The sequence below is a fragment of the Clostridium lamae genome (assembly GCF_033043255.1).
Taxonomy (GTDB): Bacteria; Bacillota; Clostridia; order Clostridiales; family Clostridiaceae; genus Clostridium; species Clostridium lamae.
In genome coordinates, this window is record NZ_JASCQJ010000003.1 from 1 (window position 1) to 16,181 (window position 16,181).

The following is a 16,181-nucleotide window of genomic DNA, read 5'->3' on the forward strand; positions in this document are numbered from 1 at the left end:
TGCTGATTTAAGTACATATCAACTGCTTTTAATTTGGTTTCCTTGCTATATTTCCTTTGAATTCTACTCATAAAAAAATCCCCCTTATAATAAACAAATATTTAACCTAATTATAAAGGTCTTTTTATATTTGTCTACCATAAGGGGATTATACTATTCGGAGTTTCTAAAAATAAATATATTTATGTAATTTCTTTGAAATTACATAAATAATTCTACACTTTTAATTCTAAATTTTTAAAGGAGCCGCTTAAGCAGCTCCTTTTCTTATGCTAAATATATATTTTTAATTGCTCCTGTTGGACACTTCTTAGTACATATTTGACAATTTACACACTTATCATAATCTACTTTAGCCAAATTATTAACTACGTGCACCGCATCCTTTGGACAGTTTCTTTCACATAATTTACAACCTATGCAAGCTACAGAACAGTTTTCTTTAACATGTCTACCAATTTCTATGTTATTACACTCAACTCTTACTTTCTTAGAAACTGGTACTGATTCAATAAGTCCTTTTGGACAAATATTTATACAAGCTCCACAGTTTGTACATTTTTCTACATTAACTTTAGCTATACCATTAACTATTTCTAATGCGCCAAATTCACAAACACTAACACAACTTCCAAGTCCTAAGCATCCATATGAACATGCTTTTGAACCACCATCTACCATTAGTGAAGCTGTAAGACAATCAGTAACACCTTCTAAATCGTATTTAATTTTAGCTGAATCGCAATTCCCATTACATTTAACAAAAGCAGTCATCTTTTCAGTAGCATCTACTTTTATTCCTAAAACTTCTCCTATATCTTCGGCAGTTTTAGCTCCCCCTACTGAGCATAAGTTAGGCTTTGCGCCTTCCATTACCACAGCTTCAGCATAAGCATCACATCCTGCAAAGCCACACCCTCCACAGTTTGCTCCTGGAAGGCATTCTCTTAATCTTGGTATTTTAGGATCTACTTTTACAGCGAAAGTCTTTGAGGCAAATCCTAAAAGCACTCCAAAAACTAAACCTAAAATCCCTAAGCTTAAAGTTGCATATAAAATATTCATACTAAACCTCCCCTAGTGAATTAATCCTTGGAATCCTAAAAAGGCAATTGACATTAATGCTGCTGTAAATAATGTAATTGGTAATCCTCTTAGAACAACTGGTATATTTTCATTATTGTCTATTCTTTCTCTAATAAATGATAATAGTACTATAGATAACATATATCCTGATGCAGCACCTAATCCATTTACTATAGCTTCTATAAAATTATAGCTTTCTTGTATATTTAATGTTGCCATTCCTAATACAGCACAGTTTGTAGTAATAAGTGGTAAATATATACCTAAAGCCTTATGAAGTGCTGGAGAAAATTTCTTCATAGCCATTTCTACAAATTGAACTAACGCTGCGATAACTAATACATTAGCTATGGTTTTTAGATATTCAAGTTCAAATCTAACTAATATTTGATTATAAACAAGCCATGACATTATAGATGCTAATGTCATAACAAATGTAACAGCTAAGCCCATACCTATAGCTGCATCTTTTTTCTTAGAAACTCCAAGGAATGAACAAATCCCTAGGAATTTTGAAAGTACAAAGTTATTTACAAGCATTGCTGCTATAAAAATCATAAATAATTCCATAAGTTCCACCCCTCTTAGTTTTTATTAGTCTCTTTAATTTCAATTCCTGAAGAAGTACCACAAGATCCAGTTCCACATCCAGAACAGCTTCCACAATTATGCTCTAATGGCTTAACTTCTTCACCTGTTTTAGCTGCTTTTTTCATATTATAAGCATTTAAAACTACCATAAGTCCACCTAAAGTAAAGAAAGCTCCCGGTGCTAATATCATAATAGAAGCTGGTTTAACAGTTTCAGGAATAACTTGAATTCCTAAAAATTGTCCAGCACCTAAAATTTCTCTGAAAGTACCAATTAAAAATAATGCAATTGTAAATCCAAGTCCCATTCCAATAGCATCAAAGATAGATGGTAATATTGGATTTTTTGAAGCATATGCTTCAGCTCTTCCTAATATTATACAGTTAACAACTATTAGTGGTATAAATAATCCAAGTGAAGAATAAAGACTTGGAAGATATCCTTGCATTAACATATCAATTATTGTAACGAAGGATGCTATAACTACTATATACGCTGGTATTCTTATCTCATCAGGAACTAATTTTCTTATCGCTGAAATTATCATATTAGAAAATATTAATACTATAGTCGAAGCTAGTCCCATACCTAAAGCATTTTCCGCACTTGTTGTAACAGCCAAAGTTGGACACATAGCTAAAACTTGCACAAAAATTGGATTTTCAGTAACTATCCCATTTTTTAATCTTTCAATTAACTTATTCATTGCTTTCCTCCCAATTAAATATTAATTTGCACTAGCTCCTGTATCTGCATCGGTATTTTCTTGAGGCTCTACTACTTCACCCCTTATATTTTCTAAATAGAAAGTAATAGCTTCATTAACCGCATGTACAGATGCTTTACTTGAAGATGTAGCTCCTGATATAGCTTCCACTTCAGTATCCTTATTAGGAGTTACTTTTACCACTTCTAAATAATCAGTTGCAGGTTTATCTTTAAATCTTTCCGTAAATTTATCCTCGGTTATTTTTGCCCCAAGACCTGGTGTCTCATTATGTGCTAATACTTTAATACCAGTAACTTTATCATCTTTAGAAATACCCACAACAAAATCAATTGCTCCATGGAAACCCTTGCTAGTTACTTTAAAAACATAACCTATTACATCATTGCCAGTTACAGCTTCATATATTTCTTTAATACCACTTTCAGAATCTAATTCAATAGTTGTATCTTGAATTTTTTCTGCTGCTGGCATTATATAATTCAAATCCTCTTTACTTATTTTAGAATTTTCAATAATTGCTTCTTTAGTTAAGTCATTAGCAAATCCAAGTAATAAACCTGAAATCATAGTTATTATTAGAAGGATTCCTCCTAGCTTAAAATTTCTTTTCATATTCTTAAGCCTCCTTCTTAACCTTAATTTTTTTAGTAGTTAAATATTCTATTAGAGGAGTACATAAATTCATAATTATGATAGCATAATATGGGCCTTCAGGATTAAATCCCTTTACTGCAATAAATGCAGCACAGATGCCTGCAATTATTCCAAATATGTATTGTCCTACTCTTGTCATTGGAGTTGTTCCATAATCTGTAGTCATAAAAATTGCTGCCATAAAAAATGTACCTGGTAATAATAAATCTCTATCAAAAATATTGTACATAATCATTGCTGATAAAATAAATGTAATTGGACCTCTTAAACTAATCCTTCCTCTAAGTGCTAAGTACAGTCCCCCTAAACATAAGGCTAAAATAGATACTTCTCCAATACTTCCAGAAGCTTGCCCTATAATTTTATCTACTAAAGATAAAGCTACTTCTGTTGTTCCTGATGCTGAAGAAGTTGCATCTGTTGCAGGTTTCGCCATAACACCTGCCCATGAAGCTATCAAGAAAGCCTTAGTTGCTGCTGCTGGATTCATGAAATTTTGTCCATATCCACCAAAGAATTGTTTTACAACGATAGTTGCAAAAACTGATCCTATAATTGGTATCCATAATGGAACATACGTTGGCATAATTAATGCCAATATTATACCTAAAACTATTGGACTTAAATCTGTTAAAAATGAAGTTTTCTTAACATATTTATTCCAAATACCTTCTACAATAATGCTAGTTAAAACTGTAGCAACAATTATTTTAACAGCATCTATCTTATAAAAGTAAATACCTGCAATTATAGCTGGAATTAATGCTATAATAAAATCAATCATTATCTTATTAATCTCAAGCCCTTTTTTAACATAAGGTGCTGGTGATACTTTAAGATTTCTATTTTCCACACTTTTCACTCCTATTCAGATTTTTTTAGTTAAATACTTTTGAAGTCTTTATTATTTGTGCAACTTCAATATTTGAAGGACATACAAAGCTACATAATCCGCAATCTATACATTTGTCTCCTCCAAATTTAATAAACTCTTCTTTTTCATTTCTTTTTGATAATTCCATAAGTTTAACAGGACTTAAACCTTCTGGACATACTCTTAAGCATTTAGCACAATTAATGCAACTATATTTTTCACTTGATGGTAAGTCTGCATTACTTAAAAATAACAATCCCTTTGAATCCTTATTTATTTTTGAATTTATGTCATATACTGGAGTACCATTTAAACTTCCTCCATCTATAACTTTTGTAAGAATATCTTCTTTTCCGTTTAATGCTTTAAAAACGTCATTGTAGGTTGTATCACTATTAATAACAATCACTTTATTGCCTTCAACCGCACTACCATAAACTGTAACATAACTTTCAATTTCTTTTCCTAACAATGCCTGTCCAAGTTTAATAACATCTAAAATGTCGTATATTATAACGTTATTAGTTTCACCATAAACTTTACTTATAAGTTTGTTATCATATAAATCTGTCATAGCAGGAACTTTAATAACGTCTCCATGTACTTTTAATTTTTCAAATAATCTTTTATCTTTTTTATTAACTACAAATTTTATTTCGTTTAAAGAATTGATTTTCTCCAATCCCTTCTTTAACTCTTCTTTTTTTTCATTTACTATAATTTCATATCCATTTAAATTTGGTTGAAAGCTAAATGCTTTAATTATTACTTGTTTACCTTTGTTTTTTTCATAATATAAGCTTAAACTTTCATCAATTTCTCTAGCAGTTGATTCTTCTAAGTTGTTTTTCTCTACTAAAGTTTGTGATAATTTAGAGTCAGTTAATGTAAATAATTTATTTGAAACATCTACACTATTAAAAAGATTAATTAACACTATAAAAACCTCCTATATATAATCTTTACCATTAAACACACTAATTTAGCGCATAAATTGACGAACATTTTCATATTATCACAAATAACGCCTTTTCACAACTTTTGTATTGCTTTTAATAATTTTTTTATTCAAAATTTTAAGTTTGCTTTAAAAAACTCCTATAAATTGTCACTTTTTCTAAAAAATTCTCCATTTTTCTGCTAATAATCTTATATTTTTTACGGTTATAAAAAAATAGTAAGCTATTATCAAAGCTTACTATTTATATAATCTTTATATTCTTGTAATTCTCTTAATTTCTGCAATTCATCATCTTTCTTCATATATTCAAAAAACAAATCATTTTTATCTATACTTCTTAATAAATCTTTAAAAGCTAGCTCAAGCTCATTAATATTTGTATAAAAACAACATCTATTATAATATAAAAAACTCGAATCTGGATTATTATCTATTCCACTACTAATTATGTCTATAGCAGTTTTAAAATCTTTATTTTCTCTGTATATTACTGCTAAATTTAAATAACTGTATGGATATTCAGGATTCTCACTTATTGACTTACGATAAAACTCTTTTGACTCATCTTCTCTATTTAAATTTCTAAGTAATACTCCCATATTAAATAAAACTCTAAAATTAGTTGAATCTATTTCTAAAGCTTTTTCCATATATACCAAAGCCTTTTCATAGTTACCTAGCTCTTCATAAATACAACCTAAGTTAGCATTAGCCCATAAATCATTAGATATTAAATTAAGGACTTCATTATAATATTTAATTGCATTATCCACATCTTTCAGTTCATCATATGCATTAGCCAAAAAGAAGTAAGCTCTATCATATTTATTATCTAATTCTATTGCAACTTTATAATTTTCTATTGCCTCTTCCAGAAATCCATCTTCATCATATAAAACTCCAATACCATAATATGCTCTTGCATCATTCTTATCTAATTCTATAGCTTCTCTATATTTTTCTTCTGCTTCATTTTTGTATCCAAGCTTATCATATAGTAATGCTATATCAAGTACAAGCTCTATATCTTTTTTCCCTTCATTATGCCTATATGATTTTTTATAAAACTTCAATGCTTTTACATATTCCTTTTCAGTAACAAAGTTTCTTGCTATATTTAAGTTATTCTCAAATAGATATCTTTTATCTGACATTTTTCACCTCTTTATTCTTTTGATATAATTTGTATTCCTTTTATAATTATATTAAAAAATGTTACTTCAATAATACAAATAAAAATAATAACTATCAAAAAATTCATATTAAAGTATATCGCTGCTGAAGCGAGAAATATATATATTGCCCCTTCAACAAGAACTATTTCACCAATCCATCTTGAAAAGCCTTTAATATCAGTAATTTTTTCAAGTTTAAATTCTCTATTTATAAAAGAAAAGCTCTCTACTATTGATTTCAATATTAATAAATCCTTCTTTGCTACCACGATTCCACCTATTATAAGTTCTGTTAAGCCCCATATTAATAATAATATATTTATTGTCAAGATTACCCCTCCATTTTGATTTATATATATCATATATATTTTATAGTATATTATATATTTTTTAAACTATATACCTAAAATAAGGCCTATTTTTAGCAAATAGGCCTTAAATTTATATCTTACTAATCTTAAACTTATTATTCTCTAAATCTATTCTACATTCCCCACCATTAGAAAGATCTCCAAATAGCAGTTCATCCACTAATAATGGTTTTATTTCTGAATTAATAACCCTTAGTATTTCTCTTGCGCCAAATTCTTTAGATAACCCTTTTTCACTAATAAACTCAATCACTTTATCACTAAAACTTAGCTCTATTTCTTTTTCTTTTAATTTGTCTTTAAATTTATTTAATTCTTTATTAGTTATATCTATACTCATTTCCTTATTTATTTGATTAAATACAATTATTTTATCTAATCTATTTCTGAACTCAGGAGTAAAAGTTCTTTTAACTTCATCCCCTATAGCTTCTATATTTATAGACCCTCTTGCGAAACCGACTAAGTTTTTACCAATATCTCTTGCCCCAGCATTAGATGTCATAATTAAGATTACATTTCTAAAATCAGCTTTTCTACCTTTATTATCAGTTAATGTTGCATAATCCATCACCTGTAATAGCACACTCAATATATCAGGATGAGCCTTTTCTATTTCATCTAATAATAGTACAGAATTAGGTTTCTTTCTAATTGTATCTGTTAATAATCCACCTTCTTCATATCCAACATATCCTGGCGGAGAACCTATAAGTTTAGATGCTGCATGTCTTTCTCCATATTCGCTCATATCAAACCTTACTAATTCTACTCCTAAAGTTTTTGCTAAAACTTTTGCTATTTCAGTTTTACCAACACCAGTAGGTCCTACAAACAGCATAGATGCCACAGGTTTATTCTCGTCATTTAATCCTGCTCGTGATAACTTAATGCATCTTGCGACTTCTTGTATCGCTTGATTTTGACCAAATATTCTGTTTTTAAGTTCATCTTCTAATACCTTCAATGAATTTATCTCTGTTTTTTCTATTGTTTGTTTAGGAATATGACATATATTAGATATAATTTCCTCAATTACTAATTCATCCACAATGGCATCTGGATATTTTTCTCTATTTATATCTACAAATGCACCAGCTTCATCTATAATATCAATAGCTTTATCTGGTAAAAATCTATCATTTATATATTTAGAGCTTAAGTTAACTGCAGATACTAAAGCTTCGTTAGTATAAGTAATCTTATGATACTCTTCGAAACTCTCCTTAATGCCCTTTAAAATATTTATAGTTTCATCAATTGAAGTTTCTTTAACTTCTATTACTTGAAATCTTCTTACCAAGGCCTTATCTTTCTCAAAATACTTTTTATAATCATCATAGGTAGTTGCCCCTATAAATCTTATTTTACCTTCTAGTAAATATCCTTTTATTAAGCTTCCCCCATCTAATGAACTTCCATTTAAAGCCCCTGCCCCAACTATATTATGAATTTCATCAATATAAACTACAGGATTATCATAAGTTTTTATTTCATCTAATATCTGCTTAATCCTTTCTTCAAAATCTCCCCTATATTTTGTTCCAGCTAGCAATGTTCCTACATCTAGTAAAAATATTTGTGCATTCTTTAATTTTTGTGGAACTTTCCCCTTTTTAATTAATCTAGCAAGCCCCATTGTGATTGCAGTTTTCCCAACTCCTGGTTCACCTATATGAATTGGATTATTTTTAGTTTTTCTACATAAAATTTGTATAGTTCTGTTTATTATATCTTCTCTTCCTATTAAAGGATAATTATCTTCTTCTTCAATTAATTCAGTTAAATTAGTACAAAAATTACTTACTATACTTGCTTCTTTTTTTTCTTCATTTTTATTAACTTTAATAATTTTTATCGCATCTTTTGCTAAATTATCTTCTTCTGACTTATTGTGTGAAAGTTCAAATAATAGGGCCTGTTTACTTATTCCTTGCTTTTCTAAATAATATACTGCATAACTGTCTTTCAAAGCATAAATTGCTGATATAATATGCTCTAATGCAACATAGTTTCTTTCGCTAAATGCAGCTTGTTGAGTGGCAACAATTAATACATTTTTAATACCAAAACTCTCTTCTGGTTCACCATCCTCTATTTTGTCTAAATTATCATTAATATAACTTATCAAGTCTTCTTTTAACTCATCAATATTTCCGTTTAATTTAATTATTACATCTTTGAATACATCATCTTCTAATGCACCTAAAAGCAAATGCTCTGGTGTAACATATTCATTTTTATAATCTTTTGCCGTGCTATAAGCTCTTAGCAAAACATCTCTTACTACTTTACTTATATCCATTTTAATCCTCCTCTACTGTAAGTTTAAATGGAAATCCTTCATCTTTTGCCATAGCCATTGCCTTATTTGCCTTTGTCATCGCTATGTCGTAAGGATATACCCCTGCAATACCTCTACCAGTTTTATGGACTTCCATCATAATTTTATTAGCCTGTTCAAAATCCTTATTAAAGATGATATTTAAAATGGCAACTACAAACTCCATAGTTGTAAAATCGTCATTATACATAATAACCCTATATTTCTTTGGTACTTTAACTTTAATATTTGATCTTTCAATTACTTTTGAATTAGTTTCCAAAATAACTCCTCCATTTTTCCTTTTGCTACATAATGAAGAAAAATATTCTTATTTGATATTCATTATATATTATATTGTATTTAGTTGCAAAATACTATTCATTACAAACTTCTATTATAATATTTTATGTAACTTATAAGTTAAAGAACATATACTATAATGAGGTGATAAGTCGTGGAAGAGCAAAATATAAATAATAACAATGAAAAAGTTCAACCTAATGATAATACTTATCTTACATTATATGAAACCAATGAGGTATTGAAACAACTACCTAAAATTCTAAATCAAATGAAAAACATAATTTTAAGTACTAATAACAACTTGGCTCTACTCCAGGCTGAAGTTAATATAATGAAATCTGAGCAAGAAAAATTTAAAAAGGATGTAACTCGTGCTTTAAATATTGTTTCAAACAAATTTTCAAATATAGATAAAATAGAGGAAGACTTGAATATTTTAGATCAAGTTTTAGGTAAGAGAATTACTGAAATTGAAGATGAATTAGTTTTAACTCAGCAAATGTCAGCTAAAAGTTTAAAAGAAGTCTTAAAATTTAAAGAGCATTGGAAAATTTAGTAAGACTGTAATTTCTATTACAGTCTTACTAATTTTCATATAAAAAGAGTAAATGAAACTTCATTTACTCTTTTAAATTTATTTAATTTCCATAACACCTGTCACTTTTGAAGCTTCGTCCATATGGAATGTGCTTTGTTCTTCTTCATTATTGAAATATACATTGCCATCAATAGTCGTACCTTCTAATTTTACATTTTTTGCCTCAATATAAACATCACCTTTAATAGTTCCACCTTCTACTTTAGCATTTTCATCTTTAATAGTTAATTTAGGAACTGTTAAAGTGTAATCTGCAATTTTTTCATTACTATCATTAGACTTATATAGAGCAACTACTCTTGAAGTGTCAACCTTCTTATTATCTTTATCTGTCTTTTGAAAACCTGACTCTAAAACTATATCTTTAGAAGTTGCTACATCATTTTCTAAGATAACTATCCAACTTTCATTAACTGCTTTTAATAGTTTTGCTTCATCTGTTACCCTAGATGGTGCTGTTACTGTATCAACATTTCCACCATTCTTATCAGTTTCAGTTTTATTACTATCAGGATTACTTTCATTTGTATTATTAGTTCTCCCACAACCAACAGATAATAAAGTTATCACAGCTAAAGGTATTATTAATGCCTTAAATTTCATATTAAAAACCTCCTAAAATTTAATCATTAATAATTTTCCCATATTTAAATAAATTATTTATGATTTTACTTTTTTTCTATTAATTAAAAGAGTGCTAATAATAAACTTATTAGTCGCACAAATTTTATATATTAATCAAATGAAAAATAAAGTATTACCCTTTAATTTTAAATGAAAATTTACTCCATGGCTTAATGTAATCAAGTAAAAATACTTCCTCATCTATAACCTTACCTACTACATTAGTTTTCCCAGTATTTTTCATATCCTTTAAAGCTAATTGTAATTCTCCTGCATATCTAGTGTATAAATCTGTATCAATTAATATATTTCCTCTTTTTATATCTACTACATTGTATGGTGGAAAACTTTCACCTTTATACTTCACCCTACTTTGAGTGCTTCTTGCCATATATTCTGAAGAATCCCCTCTATTAAAATGAAATTCTTCTAAAACTATTTTTTTGTCTAAATCTCTTATTTCATTAATTAATTCAACTTCAAACTCTAACATTTCCTTATTAATTTTACTTAATGACTTAAGTTCTTCTTCAGATGCAAATGCATTTGCTATAATCACATCATCTATTAATCCAGTTGCAAATAAATGCTTCGCTTGAACTTCTATAGGTAAGTCTCTGTGCATTTCTAATGTACATAATCCTTCTGATACTGGCCAAGGTCCAAACTTTGCAGATGGAGAATTTACAAAAGCAGCCGTTCTTATACCTAATTCTTTAAATTGTTTACTTGAAGCTATAAAATTATCATAAGATAATCCTGTATAAATATGAGGATAGAAATTATGACATCCATATATATTATTTATGTTTGATTTATATGAAATTATGTTATCAACATACTTTGTACCATTACTAATATTAAGTTCAATTTTTAGTCCATACTCATTATAAGACATTACTGACTCTTCATAGCCACTGAACCCCATATCTAACCTTATGCCTGAAAGTCCCATATCCTTAAAAACTTTTAGATTTGAAATTGACGCATTTAGTTTATTGAATACCGTTGGGTCTATATCTGCAATGACCTCCATACTATTTTCATTAGCAACTTTTAATATGTCTTTAAATTCATTTACTACTTCATCTATATTCTTACTACTCGCTGATATTAAACATGTAAATATTCTTTCAAATCCATATTTAGCTGCTAACCTTATATAATCTTTTGTTTCCTCAACAGTTGAATTATTAGGATAAATCGAAATACCTAATCTACGCATTTTACATTCCCCCTCATTTTTTATTCTATTATATTACTTATTTATCATTGAAAGTGCCTGTTTTAAAACTTTCTCTCCATTCATTGTACCATAATCTAAAGTATTTATTACCTCAACAGGTATTCCTCTAGTCTCAAATCTGGTTTTCATCTTATTTAGTAAATACCTGACTTGTGGGGCTAACAATAATATATCTATTTCATTCTCATATTTCTTTAATTCAGCTTCACCTACAGTTTTTATAGAGCATTCTATTCCGTGTTCATCTGCAACCGATTGCATCTTTGTAACCAATAATGATGTAGACATTCCAGCTAAACAAACTAATAATATTCTACTCATTTTATTCCCTCCTATCTCTTGAATTAATTATTCTATATTTAATTTTAACATAGATTTATTTATTAATTCAATTTAGCATATATGTATATATTTTGCACTAATATAAATATGAATAAGAAGCTATATTTTATGTAGCATAAAATATAGCTTTCTAATAATTTATTTGTTTTTATGATGATTATAAATATAAAATGGAACACCTACTAACATTAATATAAATCCCCACATAACTATTTCTGCACCAGAACCATATATTGTCCACAATGCATATATAAATGCTAAAAGTGGTATTATACTTTTCTTAATAAATAGTTTTAAATTAATCTCTTTCTCATCTTTAAAAATAAGCATAATCTCAGCTGCAGCTGTTAATAAATAAACTGGTAAGAAAGTTAATGTTGCTAAAATTGTTATGAAAGTAAATGTTGATACCATACTTTTTTGGAAATTCATAATTAATAATATATTTACTAACACAGAACCAATAATTAATGAATTTGATGGAGTTTTATACTTTGGATGCAGTCTTCCGAATGCCTTCGGGAAAACTCCATCTTCTCCTGCCGCATAAGATACTCTAGCTGTAGATAAAAGCCAACCTATAGTTGTACCTAATATACAGATTACAACTGAAATAGCTAATGGCTTTCCTATTCCATTTCCAAGCACTTTTGTTAATATGTCAGTTAATGGTGCTGAACTTACTGCTAATTCATTATTAGACATAACACCCATGCTAGTTACACTAATTAATATATAAATTATTGCTGAAATTAATAGCCCATAAATTGTACTTTTCCTAATATTCTTTTCTGGATTTCTTATTTCGCCTGCTGTTACTGTTGCACTTTCTAAACCTACAAAAGCCCATAGTGTGGATGTAGCCGCAAGTGGGATAGTTTCAATTCCTTTTCCTTCTGGCATCAAAGGTAAAAAGTTTGAACTATCAAAATTAAGAAATGCTACTATTATAAATAGAGCAAAAAAGACTATTTTAAATACAGTTACAAAGGATTGAATTTTCCCAGCCTTCTTTACACCTACGATATTAATAAAAGTGAAAATCCACAAAATTGAACTTGTATAAATTATTGATATTGTTGGATTGTTTAAAGCAGGTATTATTGCAGAACTATAACTAGCTAAAGCTACAATTATTGCTGCATTTCCTATCCATGATCCATTCCAATATAGCCAAGCACTTAAGAATCCAGCGAATTCTCCAAATGCCTCCTTAACATATTGATAAGCTCCTCCTGTTGAAGGATATTTAGTTCCTAAATTTGCAAATGATATTGCTATTAATATGGATCCTAAAGTTGTTACTCCCCAAGCAATCATAGTGGAAAAAGGCCCAGAAACTTCTGCTAATGTAGCTGGTAACATAAATACACCTGAGCCTATCATATTTCCACATACAAGCATTGTTGCCATAAATAAGCTAATTTCTTTTTTCATTTGTTTTTCTTTCATCTTTATCTCCTAAATATGCTCTAAAAATTTTAAAACTTGTATTTATTAATAAGCTTAGAAATTCCATAGATATTTCTCCATAAATTTATTGTGACAGTTTTGCATAGATTTTATGCAAAACTGTCACATTACAAATATAATTAATATACTTTAGTAATATTTACTTTAAAATAAATCTATTGATTACTTAATTAATAATACTTTTAATTATTGAAACCTATATAAACTATATTGATTACAAAATCTAAGTTTATCAGAATTTATAGATTTGTCTATATTTATTTGATAATTAAATGTTTGCTTTAAAATTTCTAAGTCTTAGAGCATTTAATAATACAGAAACAGAACTTAAGCTCATTGCACCTGCTGCTATCATAGGATTTAGTAGCGGCCCACCAAAAATATGAAGTACACCCATTGCAACCGGTATTCCTAAAACATTATAAGCAAATGCCCAAAATAGATTTTGTTTTATATTTTTAATAGTTGATTTACTTAATTGTATTGCTTTTATAACATCTACTAAATCACTCTTCATTAATACTATATCTGCAGATTCTATTGCTACATCTGTTCCAGAACCTATGGCTATTCCTACATCAGCTTGAACTAATGCCGGAGCATCATTAATTCCATCACCAACCATAGCAACTCTCTTATTTTCACCTTGTAACTTCTTAACTTCATTTGCCTTATCTTCAGGTAAAACTTCTGCTAATACAATATCTATACCTACTTCTCTTGCAATTGCTCTTGCTGTTTTTTCATTGTCACCAGTTATCATAGCTACTTTTATTCCCATATTGTGAAGAGCCTCTATAGCTTTTTTACTATTTTCTTTAACTGTATCAGCAACAGCTACAATACCTTTAATCTGATTATCTATAGCTAAGAACATAGGAGTTTTTCCTTCTTCTGCTAACTTATTAGATTCTTCTTGTAGGTCTCCTAATTCTATTGCTCTTTCTATCATTAATTTTTTATTTCCTAAAGCAATAATATTGCCCTCTATTTTTACTTCTATACCATGACCAGGGATAGCTTTAAAATCTTCTATTTGCTTTAACTTAAGATTTTTCTCTTCAGCAGCCTTCACTATAGCTTCTCCTAATGGATGCTCAGAACCCTTTTCAGCACTTGCTGCTAATATAAGAATATCTGTTTCGCTTATATCTTTAGTAATTATATTAGTTACTTTAGGTTTCCCCTCGGTTATAGTTCCTGTTTTATCAAAGACTATAGTTTCAACTTTGTAGGCTGTTTCTAAAGCTTCTCCACCTTTTATAAGAACACCATTTTCTGCACCTTTACCTGTCCCTACCATAATTGCTGTAGGAGTTGCTAACCCTAAAGCGCATGGACATGCTATGACTAAAACTGCTATAAATATAGTTAGAGAGAAGACTGCTGATTCACCTGATAAATACCAAGCTAATGCTGCTATAATCGCTAATCCTATTACTGTTGGTACAAAATAAGCTGCTATTACATCTGCAAGTTTAGCAATTGGTGCTTTTGTGCCTTGAGCATCTTCTACTAATTTAATAATTTGTGCAAGTGCTGTATCATCGCCTACTTTAGTGGCTTTATATTTTATAAATCCTGTTTTATTTATACTTGCTCCAATTACCTTACTTCCTACACTCTTTTCTACTGGAATACTTTCTCCTGTAAGCATAGACTCATCTATTGATGTATTTCCTTCTATAACTTCTCCATCAACAGGTAATTTTTCTCCAGGCTTTACAATTACAATATCAAGTACTTTTACTTCTTCAATAGGAATAGTAAGTTCTTCATCATCCCTAATAATATTAGCAGTCTTAGGCGCTAGCCCCATAAGTTTCTTAATGGCTTCTGAAGTTTTACCCTTTGAAACTGCTTCTAAATATTTTCCTAAGGTTATTAATGCAAGTATTACTGCTGCTGATTCAAAATACAAATGCATTGCATAATCATGGTCTCCCATGTTTATCTTATATATAGCAAATAGCCCATAAATCACAGCTGCTGACGTCCCTATAGCTATTAAGGAATCCATATTAGGACTTAATTTAAATAAATTCTTAAAACCTATGACATAGAACTTATATCCTGCTATCATAACAGGTAAAGTCAATACAAGCTGAATTAATGCAAAATTTAATGGATTCATCATAGGATCTATAATGTCTGGCAAATGCATCCCTACCATATGGCCCATTGATATTATTAATAATGGAATTGTGAATATTATAGATAAAATAAATCTATACCAAAGCTTTTTATGCTCAGGAATCTTATTTGATTTACTATCCTTCTTTTCTTCTACTATTAATTTATACCCTGCTTTTTCTACTATACTTTTTAGTTCACTAATAGATATCTTATTTTCATCAAAAGTTATATTTAATTTTTCTGTTGCAAAATTTACTGATGAACTTACAACTCCATCTGCTTTTTTAGTAACCCTTTCAACCCTATTTGCACATGCTGAACAAGTCATCCCTTCAACCTTAAAGCTATAGTTCTTAGTGTTTTTTTCAACCCCATATCCTGCTTTTTCTATAGCCTTTTCAATATCAGAACTATTCAATTTATAGTTATCATATTTAACACTCAAAGTTTCTGTTGCAAAATTTACATTTGCCTTATCTACACCTTCAAGTTTATTTATTACTCTCTCAATCCTGCTTGCACATGCAGTGCATGTCATTCCTGATATCTTAACTTTATCTTCTTTCAAATTAACCCCTCCTAATCCACCCCCCAGGGGTGTGGTATAATGTTATTATACTATTATTATTTGCAATGTCAATAATATTCCTCATTAATATACAAATTATCTACTATAATAAATGAAAGGTA

The 16,181-nt window shown here is 29.0% G+C and carries 16 protein-coding genes; 1 reads left to right on the plus strand and 15 read right to left on the minus strand.

The features are described from left to right. Positions 1-267: 267 nt before the first annotated feature. From QK892_RS02090 to QK892_RS02135, 10 genes are all read right to left on the minus strand, one after another. The gene (locus QK892_RS02090) at positions 268-1,065 is read right to left on the minus strand and encodes an RnfABCDGE type electron transport complex subunit B (protein WP_317271865.1); all 798 of its coding nucleotides are present in this window, start codon (positions 1,063-1,065) and stop codon (positions 268-270) included. 12 nt (positions 1,066-1,077) lie between these two features. After that, positions 1,078-1,656 (minus strand): electron transport complex subunit RsxA, encoded by a 579-nt coding sequence (gene rsxA / locus QK892_RS02095; RefSeq protein ID WP_317271866.1) that lies wholly within the window; start codon positions 1,654-1,656, stop codon positions 1,078-1,080. A gap of 14 nt (positions 1,657-1,670) precedes the next feature. Next, positions 1,671-2,384 carry an electron transport complex subunit E gene (locus QK892_RS02100; protein ID WP_317271867.1) on the minus strand — a complete coding sequence of 238 codons (714 nt, stop codon included), beginning with the start codon at positions 2,382-2,384 and terminating at the stop codon, positions 1,671-1,673. Between the two features lie 21 nt (positions 2,385-2,405). Then, a complete protein-coding gene (locus QK892_RS02105) occupies positions 2,406-3,020 on the minus strand; it encodes an RnfABCDGE type electron transport complex subunit G (RefSeq protein ID WP_317271868.1) in 615 nt (204 codons plus the stop codon). Between the two features lie 4 nt (positions 3,021-3,024). Then, positions 3,025-3,915 (minus strand): RnfABCDGE type electron transport complex subunit D, encoded by an 891-nt coding sequence (locus QK892_RS02110; RefSeq protein WP_317271869.1) that lies wholly within the window; start codon positions 3,913-3,915, stop codon positions 3,025-3,027. Positions 3,916-3,940: 25 nt separating this feature from the next. Continuing rightward, on the minus strand, positions 3,941-4,873 hold the full coding sequence (locus tag QK892_RS02115) for a 4Fe-4S dicluster domain-containing protein (protein ID WP_317271870.1): 933 nt from the start codon (positions 4,871-4,873) through the stop codon (positions 3,941-3,943). 251 nt (positions 4,874-5,124) lie between these two features. Beyond that, positions 5,125-6,051, minus strand: coding sequence for a tetratricopeptide repeat protein (locus tag QK892_RS02120; protein ID WP_317271871.1), 927 nt, complete (start codon positions 6,049-6,051; stop codon positions 5,125-5,127). Between the two features lie 11 nt (positions 6,052-6,062). Next, positions 6,063-6,401, minus strand: coding sequence for a hypothetical protein (locus QK892_RS02125; protein WP_317271872.1), 339 nt, complete (start codon positions 6,399-6,401; stop codon positions 6,063-6,065). 112 nt (positions 6,402-6,513) lie between these two features. Further along, a complete protein-coding gene (locus QK892_RS02130) occupies positions 6,514-8,748 on the minus strand; it encodes an AAA family ATPase (protein WP_317271873.1) in 2,235 nt (744 codons plus the stop codon). Between the two features lies 1 nt (position 8,749). After that, positions 8,750-9,049: an ATP-dependent Clp protease adaptor ClpS gene (locus QK892_RS02135; RefSeq protein WP_317271874.1), complete on the minus strand. Its 300-nt coding sequence runs from the start codon at positions 9,047-9,049 to the stop codon at positions 8,750-8,752. 174 nt (positions 9,050-9,223) lie between these two features. Between QK892_RS02135 and QK892_RS02140 the strand changes: the two genes are divergently transcribed. Further along, positions 9,224-9,628, plus strand: a complete 405-nt coding sequence (locus tag QK892_RS02140) for a hypothetical protein (RefSeq protein WP_317271875.1) — start codon at positions 9,224-9,226, stop codon at positions 9,626-9,628. A gap of 78 nt (positions 9,629-9,706) precedes the next feature. Here the strand turns inward: QK892_RS02140 and QK892_RS02145 are convergent, their stop codons facing one another. From QK892_RS02145 to QK892_RS02165, 5 genes are all read right to left on the minus strand, one after another. Beyond that, a complete protein-coding gene (locus QK892_RS02145; protein WP_317271876.1) occupies positions 9,707-10,273 on the minus strand; it encodes a hypothetical protein in 567 nt (188 codons plus the stop codon). A gap of 154 nt (positions 10,274-10,427) precedes the next feature. Then, the gene (locus QK892_RS02150) at positions 10,428-11,519 is read right to left on the minus strand and encodes a DUF871 domain-containing protein (protein WP_317271877.1); all 1,092 of its coding nucleotides are present in this window, start codon (positions 11,517-11,519) and stop codon (positions 10,428-10,430) included. Positions 11,520-11,552: 33 nt separating this feature from the next. Next, positions 11,553-11,861, minus strand: a complete 309-nt coding sequence (locus tag QK892_RS02155; protein WP_317271878.1) for a PTS sugar transporter subunit IIB — start codon at positions 11,859-11,861, stop codon at positions 11,553-11,555. 159 nt (positions 11,862-12,020) lie between these two features. Then, positions 12,021-13,334, minus strand: coding sequence for an APC family permease (locus QK892_RS02160; RefSeq protein WP_317271879.1), 1,314 nt, complete (start codon positions 13,332-13,334; stop codon positions 12,021-12,023). A gap of 289 nt (positions 13,335-13,623) precedes the next feature. Further along, a complete protein-coding gene (locus QK892_RS02165; protein WP_317271880.1) occupies positions 13,624-16,059 on the minus strand; it encodes a heavy metal translocating P-type ATPase in 2,436 nt (811 codons plus the stop codon). Positions 16,060-16,181: the final 122 nt, after the last annotated feature.

Coding starts and splice junctions, on each gene's coding strand:
- QK892_RS02090 (WP_317271865.1), bottom strand. CDS start 1,065: ATGAATATTTTATATGCAACTTTAAGCTTAGGGATTTTAGGTTTAGTT.
- rsxA (WP_317271866.1), bottom strand. CDS start 1,656: ATGGAATTATTTATGATTTTTATAGCAGCAATGCTTGTAAATAACTTT.
- QK892_RS02100 (WP_317271867.1), bottom strand. CDS start 2,384: ATGAATAAGTTAATTGAAAGATTAAAAAATGGGATAGTTACTGAAAAT.
- QK892_RS02105 (WP_317271868.1), bottom strand. CDS start 3,020: ATGAAAAGAAATTTTAAGCTAGGAGGAATCCTTCTAATAATAACTATG.
- QK892_RS02120 (WP_317271871.1), bottom strand. CDS start 6,051: ATGTCAGATAAAAGATATCTATTTGAGAATAACTTAAATATAGCAAGA.
- QK892_RS02130 (WP_317271873.1), bottom strand. CDS start 8,748: ATGGATATAAGTAAAGTAGTAAGAGATGTTTTGCTAAGAGCTTATAGC.
- QK892_RS02145 (WP_317271876.1), bottom strand. CDS start 10,273: ATGAAATTTAAGGCATTAATAATACCTTTAGCTGTGATAACTTTATTA.
- QK892_RS02150 (WP_317271877.1), bottom strand. CDS start 11,519: ATGCGTAGATTAGGTATTTCGATTTATCCTAATAATTCAACTGTTGAG.
- QK892_RS02155 (WP_317271878.1), bottom strand. CDS start 11,861: ATGAGTAGAATATTATTAGTTTGTTTAGCTGGAATGTCTACATCATTA.
- QK892_RS02160 (WP_317271879.1), bottom strand. CDS start 13,334: ATGAAAGAAAAACAAATGAAAAAAGAAATTAGCTTATTTATGGCAACA.